Source organism: Pseudomonas sp. ANT_H4 (assembly GCF_008369295.1).
Lineage (GTDB): Bacteria > Pseudomonadota > Gammaproteobacteria > Pseudomonadales > Pseudomonadaceae > Aquipseudomonas.
Genome location: NZ_VOBG01000027.1, coordinates 21,201 through 33,860, shown reverse-complemented (window position 1 = coordinate 33,860; position 12,660 = coordinate 21,201). Strand labels below are relative to the sequence as shown.

Annotated in this window: 9 protein-coding genes; 6 read left to right on the top strand and 3 right to left on the bottom strand. The window is 60.6% G+C overall.

The window, feature by feature from the left end; translation table 11 throughout:
• The first annotated feature begins 35 nt into the window (after positions 1–35).
• Positions 36–3,080 carry an autotransporter domain-containing protein gene (locus FQ182_RS24670; RefSeq protein WP_371923914.1) on the top strand — a complete coding sequence of 1,015 codons (3,045 nt, stop codon included), beginning with the start codon at positions 36–38 and terminating at the stop codon, positions 3,078–3,080.
• Between the two features lie 94 nt (positions 3,081–3,174).
• A complete protein-coding gene (locus tag FQ182_RS24665; RefSeq protein ID WP_149414200.1) occupies positions 3,175–4,605 on the top strand; it encodes a lipase in 1,431 nt (476 codons plus the stop codon).
• An 83-nt stretch (positions 4,606–4,688) separates the two neighbouring features.
• On the opposite strand, the gene FQ182_RS24660 is transcribed toward FQ182_RS24665, so the two are convergent.
• On the bottom strand, positions 4,689–4,913 hold the full coding sequence (locus tag FQ182_RS24660) for a YgdI/YgdR family lipoprotein (protein WP_149414199.1): 225 nt from the start codon (positions 4,911–4,913) through the stop codon (positions 4,689–4,691).
• A 188-nt stretch (positions 4,914–5,101) separates the two neighbouring features.
• On the opposite strand from FQ182_RS24660, the gene FQ182_RS24655 reads away from it, so the two are divergent.
• Positions 5,102–6,748, top strand: coding sequence for a VRR-NUC domain-containing protein (locus FQ182_RS24655; RefSeq protein ID WP_149414198.1), 1,647 nt, complete (start codon positions 5,102–5,104; stop codon positions 6,746–6,748).
• Positions 6,745–9,000, top strand: coding sequence for an ATP-dependent DNA helicase (locus FQ182_RS24650; protein ID WP_149414197.1), 2,256 nt, complete (start codon positions 6,745–6,747; stop codon positions 8,998–9,000). The genes FQ182_RS24655 and FQ182_RS24650 overlap by 4 nt, the downstream gene beginning before the upstream one ends.
• Before the next feature lie 3 nt (positions 9,001–9,003).
• Here FQ182_RS24650 and FQ182_RS24645 read toward each other — a convergent pair whose 3' ends face one another.
• Entirely contained in the window at positions 9,004–10,212 is a 1,209-nt protein-coding gene (locus FQ182_RS24645; RefSeq protein ID WP_149414196.1) for a serine hydrolase, read from the bottom strand.
• A gap of 157 nt (positions 10,213–10,369) precedes the next feature.
• Between FQ182_RS24645 and FQ182_RS24640 the strand changes: the two genes are divergently transcribed.
• Positions 10,370–11,320 carry an alpha/beta fold hydrolase gene (locus FQ182_RS24640; protein WP_149414195.1) on the top strand — a complete coding sequence of 317 codons (951 nt, stop codon included), beginning with the start codon at positions 10,370–10,372 and terminating at the stop codon, positions 11,318–11,320.
• Here FQ182_RS24640 and FQ182_RS24635 read toward each other — a convergent pair whose 3' ends face one another.
• A complete protein-coding gene (locus FQ182_RS24635) occupies positions 11,321–11,752 on the bottom strand; it encodes a nuclear transport factor 2 family protein (protein ID WP_149414194.1) in 432 nt (143 codons plus the stop codon). It lies immediately after the preceding gene.
• A gap of 301 nt (positions 11,753–12,053) precedes the next feature.
• Between FQ182_RS24635 and FQ182_RS24630 the strand changes: the two genes are divergently transcribed.
• Positions 12,054–12,590: a hypothetical protein gene (locus tag FQ182_RS24630; protein ID WP_149414193.1), complete on the top strand. Its 537-nt coding sequence runs from the start codon at positions 12,054–12,056 to the stop codon at positions 12,588–12,590.
• The last annotated feature ends 70 nt before the right edge of the window (positions 12,591–12,660 follow it).

Sequence of the window (12,660 nt, the reverse complement as noted above, 5' to 3'; positions counted from 1 at the left end):
CCATCCCAACAGGCCCGGGCTACCCGCTCAAGGCCCTGAGCTGCGTGCCATACGGCGCGCTGCTGTGTTGCCTGGCCAGCCTGGGTACCGCCCAGGCCGCACCCTACGTGGAAACCGGCAAGCTGGGGGATGCTGCCAGTTGGCGCAGCAATGAGTTCAAGGCCGACTGGGGCCTGGGCGCCGTGCATGCCGATGCGGCCTACGCCGCTGGCTACACCGGCAAGGGCGTGAAGCTGGGGATCTTCGATCAGCCGGTCTACGCCCTGCATCCAGAGTTCGCCAGCCCCGGTAAGGTGGTGACGATTGTCACCGAGGGCATTCGCCAATACACCGACCCGTATATTCCGGTGAAGGCCGGCGATACCTTTCGCTACGACGGCACGCCGTCCCTGGGCTCCAACGGTAAGCTGGGCAATCACGGCACCCACGTCGGCGGCATTGCAGCAGGTAACCGTGATGGCGGGCCAATGCACGGCGTGGCGTTTGACGCGCAAATCATTACCGCCGAAAACGGCGACCCCGGCCCCGAAGACGGCATTATCCTCGGCAACGACGGCGCGGTGTACAAGGCCGGCTGGGACGCCCTGGTGGCCGGTGGCGCGCGGATTATCAACAACAGCTGGGGCATCGGTATCGGTGATCAGTATGCCAAGGGCGGTCGCGATCCAGCGTTTCCCAATTTCACCGTCAACGAGGCCCAGGCGCAGTTCGATAACATCCGGCCGATCCTCGGAACTGTCGCTGGCGGCGCCTATCAAGGCGCCATCGACGCTGCCCGCAGCGGCGTGCTGACCATCTTCGCCGCCGGCAACGACTACAACCGCAATAACCCGGATGCCATCTCGGGCCTGGCGTACTTCGTGCCAGAGATCGCCCCCAATTGGCTGTCGGTGGCGGCCTTGCAGCAGAACCCCAACACTGCCAGCCCTGATCCGTACGTGATCAGTACCTTTTCCTCACGGTGCGGTTACGCCGCCAGCTTCTGTGTCTCGGCGCCCGGCACCAAGATCTACAGCTCGGTGATCAACGGCACCACCCTGGAAAACCTGACCACCGACTACGCCAACTTCAACGGCACGTCCATGGCCGCGCCCCATGTGGCGGGCAGTGCGGCGGTGTTGATGGAGCGTTTCCCATACATGAGCGGCGATCAGATCTCCACGCTGCTGAAAACCACCGCCACCGACCTTGGCGCCCCCGGCATCGACTCGCTGTACGGCTGGGGCATGATCAACCTGGGCAAGGCGGTGAACGGGCCAGGGATGTTTATCACCGCCGAGGATATCCCGGCTGAGTTTCGTATCGATGGTGCTTATGGCAGCGGCCAGTTTGTCGCGGACTTGCCAGGGATTGGCGCCGTGGTGGACGCCGGCAAGCCGACCCAACGGCTGTGCACGGATGTGCATTGCGGGCTGGATGTATGGAGCAACAACATCTCGGGTCACGGCGGGTTGACCAAACAAGGCATCGGCGCGCTGCTGCTCACCGGCAGCAATACCTACAGCGGTCCGACCCTGGTCAATCAAGGCCTGCTGGCGATCAATGGCTCAGTCACCTCCGATGTCACCGTCAGCAACAGCGGCGTGCTGGGTGGTTCCGGGCGCGTCGGTTCACTGACGGCGAAAAGCGGCGGCACTGTGGCACCGGGCAACTCCATCGGCACTTTAAACGTGGCGGGTGATGTCAGCTTCGACGCCGGTTCCACCTACGCGGTGGAACTGTCGAACACCAGCAGCGACCAGATCGTGGCCGGCGGCAAGGCCACCCTCAACGGCGGTACGGTGACCCTGGCCCTGGAAAACAGTCCGACCTTGCTCAGCCAGACCGAGGCCCAAAGCCTGATCGGTCGCCAGTACAACATCCTCCAGGCAGCGGGTGGTATCACCGGCAGCTTCGGCGCCGTGTTGCCGAACTACCTGTTTGTCGGCGGTAGCTTGAACTACGCCGCCAATGGCGTGCAACTGGATGTCGCGCGCAACGCCAACAGCTTTGCCAGTGTTGCCACCACCGACAACCAGCGCTCAGTAGCCGTTGCCGCCGAGCAATTGGGCGCCGGTAATGGTGTCTATGAAAGCCTGCTGTTGGCGCCCAATGCCGCGTCGGCCCAAGGGGCGTTCCAGCAGTTGTCCGGGGAAATCTACCCGGCGCTGCAAACCGCGCTGATCAATGACAACCGTTACCTGCGCGAAGCGGTTGGCGAGCGTTTGCAACAAGGGGGAATGGGCGCTGCCAGCCAGACCGTCGACAGCCGTGGCAACGTCTGGGTCAAGGCCCTCGGTGCTTGGGGCAAGACCGATAGCCGCAGCGACACGGCGGGCTACACCACCTCCATCGGCGGCATGCTCGCAGGTGTCGACGGTGCGCTGGATGAGGATACACGCCTGGGCCTGGTAGCCGGTTACAGCGACACGTCGCTGAACATGGGCAGTGACACCCACTCTCGGGCGTCGGTGGACAGCTACCACCTCGGTGCCTATGCCGGTAAGGAAATCGGCGCCTGGCGCCTGAGTGGCGGGGCGACCTACAGCTGGCATCGCGCCGATGTGAAGCGTGAGCTGCAATACGGTGAAGTGGCCGGCAAACAGAAAGCCAAGGTCGATGCCCGCAGCACCCAGCTATTTACCGAATCAGCCTACCGCTTGAACCTGCAACCACTGGCTCTGGAGCCGTTCGCGAACCTGGCTTACGTGCATCTGGATACCGACGGTTTTACCGAGAAGGGTGACGCTGCGGCGCTGAAAAGTGGTGATGACAATCGCGACCTGGTGCTGAGCACCCTGGGTGTGCGGGCGTTGAAGACATTCAACGTGACCGATCACCAGCAACTGGACGTGTCCGGCACCCTGGGCTGGCAGCACAACCTCAGCGGCACCGAGTCCGAGCAACACCTGGTGTTTGCTTCAGGCAGCACACCGTTCTCGGTGGAGAGCTCGCCGATGGTGCGGGATGCGGCGTTGGTGGGCGCGCGGGTCAGCCTGGCGTTGAGCAAGGATGCGCGGGTCAATCTTGACTACAACGGCCTGCTGGCCAGCAAGGAGAAAGTCCACGGGGTGGGGTTGAGCCTGGATTGGGCGTTCTGAATCGTTGACCGATCGTTCTCATGCCCTGCGTGGGAACGATCATCTGCGTGTGTTTCAGCTTGCTCGACAATTCCAACAAAAGAGAGGCAATACCATGGGTGTCTTTGACTATAAAAACCTCGAAGCCGTGGACTCCAAGGCGCTGTTCGCCGATGCCATGGCGATCACGCTGTATTCCTACCACAACCTGGATAACGGCTTTGCCGTGGGCTACCAGCACAATGGCTTGGGTCTGGGATTGCCGGCGACCCTGGTGGGCGCTTTGCTCGGCAGCACCAATTCCCAAGGTGTAATCCCCGGCATTCCCTGGAACCCTGATTCGGAAAAAGCCGCCCTGGACGCCGTACAAAAAGCCGGCTGGACGCCCATCAGCGCCAGTACCCTGGGCTATGGTGGCAAGGTCGACGCCCGAGGCACGTTCTTTGGCGAAAAAGCCGGCTACACCACTGCCCAAGTGGAAGTGCTGGGCAAGTACGATGACACCGGCAAATTGCTGGAAGTCGGCATTGCTTTTCGCGGCACGTCGGGGCCGCGGGAAAGCCTGGTCAGCGATTCTCTCGGCGACCTGATCAGCGATTTGCTGGCGGCCCTGGGCCCGAAGGACTACGCAAAAAACTACGTCGGCGAAGCGTTCGGCACTTTGCTCAAGGACGTCGCCAGTTACGCCAGCACCCAAGGCCTGACGGGCAAGGACGTGCTGGTCAGCGGCCATAGCCTGGGCGGCCTGGCGGTCAACAGCATGGCCGACTTGAGCACTAATAAATGGGCGGGTTTCTACAAGGAGGCCAACTACCTGGCGTTTGCTTCACCGACCCAGGGTGGCGGCGATAAAGTACTGAACATCGGCTATGAAAACGACCCGGTGTTCCGTGCCCTCGACGGTTCATCGACCAACCTGTCATCCCTGGGCGTGCACGACAAACCCCATGACTCGACCACCGACAACATCGTCAGCTTCAACGATCATTACGCCTCGACGCTGTGGAATGTCTTGCCGTTTTCCATCGTCAACCTGCCAACCTGGGTTTCTCATTTGCCAACTGGCTACGGCGATGGCATGAGCCGTATCCTCGACTCGACGTTCTATGACCTGATGACCCGCGACTCGACGATTATTGTCGCCAACCTGTCGGACCCGGCCCGTGCCAATACCTGGGTGCAAGACCTCAACCGCAATGCCAACCCCCATAAGGGCGATACCTTTATCATCGGCAGCGACGGCGACGATCTGATTCGGGGCGCAGCCGGCAGAGATTTCCTGGAAGGTGGCGCGGGCAACGATACCCTGCGCGACAGCAGCGGCCACAACACTTTTGCGTTCAGCGGGCACTTTGGCCAGGATCGAATTATCGGTTATCAGGCGACTGACACGTTGGTGTTCAGCGGGGTGGAGGGGGCGTCAGATTATCGTGAGCATGCCAAGGCAGTGGGCAGCGATACGGTGCTCAGCTTTGGGGCGGATTCGGTGACGTTGGTGGGAGTGGGGCTCAATAGCTTGTCGGCGGACGGAATCGTCATCACCTGAGTAAAGGCAGGAACCAGCCCCCTGTAGCGGCCTCGTTCTATTCGACAGCTGCTACGAAAGGGGGTAGGCACGCCACAGCTGAATCAGTCTTCCTTGCGCACCGTCGCTACATCATCAGCCTTGACCCGCACATGTTTGCCGGCAATGTCGACGAACTCGTAGAAGCCATCGGCGGTCTTGGTTTTTGGGATGTCCTTGGTCAAGTACTGGGTGCCGTTCTGCAAGGTCACGACGGTCTGCGTCGAGCAACCGGCCAATACCAGAAAAGTGAGTACAACCAGCGGCAGACCCAAGTTTTTCATGTTCATAACCCTTACCTTCATCCTTTAAAAGTCCCGTGCCAAGGGGCTGCGGGCAACAAATGTTACGCGCAACCACCCCCATCTGATCACTTTTGTGCAAAAAGTTGCGTGCGCCACTGATCTATTACTGATTGCAACGGCTGGCGGGGGACGGCACTCTGTATGCATAACCAGTGTTTTCTCAAGTGCCCGTAATGTCCAACCCCCTGGAAGACCCGTTCTACTATCTGCATAACTTGCGCCAAGTCCTCGACTGGCTTGGGCAGCGTTATGCCGATTTGCTGGACCACGACGAACAGCATTTCATTGCGCAATTCGACAGCTTGCCGCAAGCCTCCCAGGCGCTGCTGGTGCGCATGATCATGCGTAAAGGTGTGCACTTTCGGGCGAGCAAGCTCAACTATGCCGAGATCGGCCCGGTGCACGCAGCAGTCTTGCCCCTGATAGAGCGGGGTTGGGTAGATGAGCAAAGCCTGCTGCCGTTTGAACAGGTGTTCGCGCTGTTGCAAAAAGGCGAGATTCTGGGGGCCTTCAAACCCTGGATCGATCAACCCAAGGGAAAAAAATCTGACTGGCTACCGGTGTTGTCGGCGCAGTTTGCCGAAACCCGCCGCTTCCAGCACTGGTGCCCGGAAGTGGACGACCGGCTCTACAGACTCACCGTCATGGACCTGTGCGACCGGCTGCGGCTGATGTTCTTCGGCAACCTGTACCAGGACTGGTCGGAGTTTGTGCTGGCGGACCTGGGAATCTACACCTACGAAAAAGTCCCGTTCTGCGCCGAATCCCGTGGGCTGCGCAGCCGGGACGATGTTCACGGGTTTCTATTTCTGCACCAATGCCAGCAGGCCTTTGAAGCAGGAGAGGCCTTGGGGACTGTGCTGGAACAGATCGTCACCTTGAGCACCGACAACCCCTGGCTGGAAAAACGTCGGGCCAAGCTGTTGTTTCAAGTGGGCCAGCACTGTGAGCGAGTCGCCGAACTGGCGCTGGCCGAAACGATCTACCGCAGTTGTGCCTATCCCGGTGCGCGGGCACGGTTGATCCGGGTGCTGGAGCGCCAGGAAGATTTTGCCCAGGCCATGAGCCTGGCTCAGCTCGCACAGCAGTTACCGGAAAGCGCCGCCGAACAGCAGCACCTGCTGCGAGTGTTGCCACGGCTGCGGCGCAAGCTCGGTGAGCCAGCCTTGCCCAAGCCAAGGCCACGGGAAGTCCTGCGCCTGGACCTTGAACTGCCTGCGGACCCGATGATGTCGGTAGAGCACTGCGTTCAGGCGCATTTGAGCGATGTCGCCGCACCGGTGCATTACGTCGAGAACAGCCTGATCAATTCCCTGTTTGGCCTGCTGTGCTGGCCGGCGATTTTCGCGCCGCTGCCAGGGTCGTTTTTCCACCCGTTCCAGCGTGGGCCGGTGGATTTGCACAGCGAGGACTTCCACCAGCGCCGTGTCGAGTTGTTTGCCGGGTGCCTGGATGAGCTGAGCGACGGGCGCTACAAAACCACCCTGCGCCAACGCTACGCCGAAAAGTGGGGCATACAGTCACCATTCGTGTTCTGGAGCGTGCTCAGCGAAGAGTTGCTTGAACAGGCCCTCGACTGCCTACCCGCCGAGCATCTGCGTCACTGGTTCGAGCGCCTGCTGCTGGACATCCGCGCCAACCGCGCCGGCATGCCGGACCTGATCCAGTTTTGGCCCGCACAGAAAACCTACCGCATGATCGAAGTCAAAGGCCCCGGCGACCGCTTGCAGGACAACCAATTGCGCTGGTTGGAGTTCTGCGGCGAGCACCAGATGCCGGTGACGGTTTGCTACGTGCGCTGGGCGGAGCAGGGCGCTTGAGCTACACGGTTGCCGTGCGGGCGCTGTGCGAGTTCACCGCCAAGGTCGGTGACCTCGACCTGCGCTTTACCCCGTCCCCAAGTGCCCAGGAAGGTATCGTCGGCCACCGCACCGTCGCTTCGCGGCGCAGCGCCCACTACCAGAGCGAGGTGACGCTGGAGGGTGAGTACCAACAGTTGAAAGTCAGCGGCAGGGCGGACGGCTACGACCCGGACCACAATCGTTTGGAGGAAGTGAAGACCTACCGTGGCGACCTCGACGCCCAGCCGGCCAACCACCGGCAATTGCACTGGGCGCAGGTCAAGATTTACGGCTGGCTTCTGTGCCAGAAGCTGGGGCTTGCGGAGATTATCCTGGCCCTGGTGTATTTCGATATTGTCGGTGAACAGGAAACGGTATTGAGCCACAGTTTCCAGGCGGCGGACCTGGAACAGTTCTTCAATCAGCAGTGCGCGCTGTTTCTTGGCTGGGCCGAGCAGGAGATGCACCAGCGCGAAGCCCGTAACACTGCCGCCCAGTCCCTGGCCTTTCCCCATGCCGACTTTCGTCCCGGCCAGCGCTCCCTGGCCGAATCGGTATACAAGGCTGTCAGCACCGGCCGCTGCCTGATGGCCCAGGCACCGACCGGCATCGGCAAGACCGTTGGCACGATCTTCCCGATGCTCAAGGCCCTGGCGCCCCAGCAGTTGGACAAGGTGTTTTTCCTCACGGCGAAAACTCCCGGCCGCAAACTGGCCCTGGATGCAGCGCAGGTGCTGTATGACGCAAACCCGAACCTGGCGCTGCGAGTGCTGGAGCTGGTGGCCAGGGACAAGGCCTGTGAACACCCGGACAAGGCCTGCCACGGCGATTCCTGCCCACTGGCCAAGGGTTTTTATGATCGCCTGCCTGGCGCCCGCGAAGCCGCCGCCAAGGTCCGTTTGCTGGACCAGCGCAACCTGCGGGATGTGGCCCTGGCCCATGAGGTATGCCCCTACTACTTGAGCCAGGAAATGGCCCGCTGGACCGATGTCGTGGTCGCCGACTACAACTACTATTTTGACTTTGGCGCGATGCTGTTCGGCCTGGCCCAGCTCAACCAGTGGCGTGTTGCCGTGCTGGTGGACGAAGCCCATAACCTGGTGGAGCGGGGCCGCTCGATGTACAGCGCTGACCTTGATCAGTACGCCCTCAAGACCCTGCGCCATACGGCCCCCGAACCGCTGAAGAAACCCTTGCAGCGCCTGAACCGCGAGTGGAACGCCCTGCACAAGGAACAGATCGCCCCGTACCAGGCCTATGGGCAAAAGCCGGACAAACTCCTGCAAGCCTTATCCCTGTGCACCAGCGCCATGGGGCAGTATTTCAACGACCACCCGCAAGCGCTCAGTGGTGAACTGCAAACCTTCTACTTCGACGCCCTGCAATTTTCCAGGGTGGCGGAGCTATTCAACGAGCATTTTATCTTCGACATCAGCAAGCGCGAACTGGCTGGCAAGCGCAGTTCATCAAGACTGTGCCTGCGCAACGTGGTGCCTGCCGAGTTTATCCGCCCACGGCTGACCGCCGCCCGTAGCAGCGTGCTGTTTTCCGCGACCCTGAACCCTCGGCATTACTACACCGACTTGCTCGGGTTGCCGGCCGATACGGCGTGGATCGACGTCGAATCACCGTTCAAGGCCGAGCAGTTGCAGGTGCGCATTGTTGATCGGATCTCCACCCGCTTTGTCCATCGCCAGGCGTCGCTGGAGCCGATCGTGGCGTTGATCGCCGAACAGTTCGCGCTGCAGCCTGGCAACTACCTGGCGTTTTTCAGCAGCTTTGATTACCTGCAACAGGTGGCGCAATTGCTGGCCGAGCGGCACCCGCATATCCCGTTGTGGCATCAATCGCGGGGCATGGCGGAGGCCGAGCGCCAGGTTTTTCTCGACCAGTTCACCCAGCACAGCCAGGGCATAGGGTTTGCCGTATTGGGGGGTGCCTTTGGTGAAGGTATCGACCTGCCGGGCACTCGCCTGATCGGGGCCTTTATCGCCACCCTTGGCCTGGCGCAATTGAACCCAGTCAACGAGCAAATGAAGCTGCGCATGGGGGCCATTTTTGGCTCCGGCTATGACTACACCTACCTGTATCCCGGTATCCAGAAGGTAGTGCAGGCGGCGGGCAGGGTGATCCGCAGCCAGCAGGACCAGGGCGTGGTGATGTTGATAGATGATCGCTTTGCCGAATCGCGTATCAGGCAGTTGTTGCCCCGTTGGTGGTCGGTGGCCTGAGCATCACTGCGGCGGGTAAACCGCATCGCGCAACTGTCGGGTAAACAGGCCGGACATGCCTTCATAGGCGGTGTTGGTCAGTGCTACGACAGTGAGTTTTTGCTGCGGGTCGACAAACCAGCTGTGGCCGTAGGCGCCGCCCCATTGCAACGTGCCTTTGGACTGGGGCGTATCGGCCAAGGCGCAGTCATCCAGTACCGCCCAGCCATAACCAAAACCCCAGCCAGGGCCTTGGGTTTGTGCGTGTGGGCCGACCGAGTCGGCCATCATCAACTGCACGCTGCGGCTTGTCAGAATGGGCGCGCCGCCCTGGCGGATAACTTCCAGAAAACGCGCAATATCTCCCGCTGTCCCGGCCATGCCGGCACCACCGGACGGGTAGGCGCGGGGATCGAGGATACGCCGCACATCAAACAGCGCGGTGCTGTTGCCACTGGTGATGGTGGCTTGATCAACCATGCGCAGCGGCTGCGGCGAGCCGTCCTGATAGGCGGCGGACAGACGTGACAGATCAGTGACGGCAAATCCGGTATCACGCAAGCCCAACGGATCGGTGACCGACTCCTTGAGCAGTACCTGCAGGCTGCTGCCGGAAGCTTTTTCCAGCACGGCGCCCAGCACGTCAGTGGCCATCGAATACTGCCAGCCGGTGCCTGGCGTATAGCTTAAGGGCACGCTGGCGATGCGCGTAAGGTTCTCCACCAGGCTTATCTGCGGCTCATCCAGCCCATCTGAAACGCCAGCGGTGCGATACGGGCCGCGAGGGTTTTCCAGAAAACCGTAACTAAGGCCAGCCGTGTGATTGAGTAGTTGGTTGACGGTGATCACCGGGACGGTGCCATCTGCAAGCCTTGGGCTAAAGGTGGGAAGCCAGCGGGTGACCGGGTCGTCCAGACGCAACTTGCCTTGCTCTACCAGGCGCAGCGCGGCGGCCGATACCAGCGGTTTGGTGACAGAGGCCAGGCGGAAAATGGTCTCTTCGGTCATTGGCCGACCGGCTTCTCGATCTGCCAACCCCGCTGCCCGGTGGTACACCAACTGCCCGTCGCGCAGCACCAGCACCACCGTGCCTACCAGGCGTTTATCGGTGATGGCGCTGTCGATTACTGCGTCCATTCGCTGTGTCAACACCGGGTCCGGGCTGTCGGCGCAGGCGAAGGCGGCACACAGGGAGGCGGTCAGGGCGACCAGACTTTTGGCGCGTAGTTGCATGGTTCAGGCTCGCTCAATGGCAATGACTGTCAGCCAATATGACCGGCTCGGCGTTGCAAGACCACCACCCTGGGCATTGATGACGTCAATGATGCTGGTGCAAACCCGGTCGTTGCAGCAGTCTTCCTTGAGCCCTGTCCATACAAGGAACCCAGTGATGAGCGCCATCGAGCAGCAGACCGTCAAGGTCAACGGCATTGACTTGAGCCTGCACATCGCAGGCCCCAAGAGCGGTCCGCCAGTGTGGTTGCTCCATGGTTTTCCCGAGTGCTGGCACTCCTGGCGCCTGCAAATTCCGGTGCTGGCGGCGGCGGGGTTTCGAGTGTTTGTGCCCCAGATGCGCGGGTATGGAAAGAGCAGTGCACCCTCTGATATCGCTGACTATGACGTGCTGACGTTGTGCGCCGACATACAGGGCGCCATGGACCTGTTTGGTCACCAGCAGGTCTGCATGGTCGGCCACGACTGGGGGGCGGTGGTGGCCTGGCACCTGGCGTTGCTGGAGCCTGCGCGCGTTACCTCCCTGGTGACGATGTCTGTACCGTTCGCCGGGCGCGCGAGGCGGCCGGTGATCGAGATCATGCGCGAGCTGTACGCCGACCGTTTTAACTACATCCTGTACTTCCAGGAACCCGGCGTGGCAGAGCGCGAGCTGGATGCCGATATCGAGCGCACCTTGCGGCTGTTCATGCAGGACCAGGATGTGTTTTTGCAGAAAAAACCGGCCACAGCCAAATTGCTGGAAGGTGTCGCGCTGCCTGGCGCGTTACCGGACTGGTGCAGCCAGCACGACCTGGATATTTACGTGCAAACCTTCGTCGACGGCTTTCGCGGCCCGTTGAACTGGTACCGCAACTTTGAGCGCAATTGGCAACGCAGCGAGTTTCTCGCCGGCAAACAGGTGCGGCAACCGACGTTATTCCTGATTGGCGACCGCGACCCGGTGGGCGTATTTGAAGCCCATACCCTCAAGCGCATGCCCGATGTGGTACCGAACCTGCAGCAGCATGTACTGCCCAATTGCGGGCACTGGATTCAGAACGAGCAGGGACAAAGGGTCAACGAACTGCTGCTCGACTTTCTAAGGCAAACAAACTCCCTCGGCTGATCAGCCCTTGGCCTTGGCCAGATACGGCGCCAGGCGCCGTCCCATCTCGTCACCCAAGGCCTGCAAGCCACTCAGCGGGCGAATCATTACTTCAAACTCGATGATCTGCCCTTGTTCGTTGAAGCGAATCAGGTCGATGCCCTTGAGTTGTTTGTCACCGACCCGGGCGCTGAACTCTAGGACTACGCTGTTGCCATCCGCTGTCGCCAGCTCGCGGTGGTAAACAAAATCTTCAAAGACCTTGAACACAGTATTGAGAATCATCGACACCACCGGCGCGCCGGGGTAGGGCGTGTGGGCCATGGGTGAGCGGAACACGGCGTCCGGAGCCAGCAGTTCGGGCAGGGCCTTCAAGTCGGCGGCAGCCAGCATGGCGTGCCAGCGTTGCAGCGTGTGGGCGGCCTCGGCGGACAATTTCAAATCGTCGGACATGTTCTGCACCTGTTCTTATGATTGGAAGGGCGTTGCACCCGACCAACCTTAAGAGCAGCACCGAGGCGGGATCAATGATCCAAATTGACAGTTATATGCCTTGAATAAACAGCGCTGCGTGTGACCATATTGGCTGAATAAAACCACTTGCTGTCCCGATTCCGGCTGCATCGGGCCAGGCTTGCCCAAGGCAGGTGCGGGTTTTGTATCGCCGATGCGCCAAGACGGTGCATTGAACTCACTTGAACTTTGTACAACAGCGCTTCTTCTAAATGGATTAAACCCCACGAGACTGCTGCTTGTGCCCAGAATAATTTTTCCGCAAACCCCGGAATCAGTCCTCACCGAGCAGGCGGCCAAGATATTTGGCTCGCCCAAGGACCGCCTGGATTTTTACCGACGAGAGATCCAGTACGAAACCACCATTCTCGCCAACCGCACTGACGCTTATCTAACGGCGCAGTCGTTCCTGGTGATCGCCTTTGTGTCTTGCATGAGCAACCTCAACCCGGAGTGGGGCAAGCTGTTCACTCTGGTGGTGCCGGCGTTCCTGGCGTTGCTGGGGGTACTCAGCTCATTGAATGCCTGGCCCGGCATTCGTGCGGCCTACGACATCATTGACCACTGGCACTTCAAGCAAAGCGAACTGCTGCGCAGCGAACCGGTGATGGGGCTGTCCTATGACGAATCGCCGCTGTTTTGCGAGACGGAGTCGTCCCACAAGGGCTATCGCAAGGCCTTGCTGTTTTCGGTGCGCACGCCCTGGCTGTTCATGGTGTTCTGGATGCTGCTGGGGGCTTTTGCGTTCTACATCCAGGTGGACAATCCCGGCTCCTGACCACTGATCAGTCGTGGTCAACTTGAATGAACTTCATTGCCCCTGGCAGACCCTTAACGTTAAGCACATG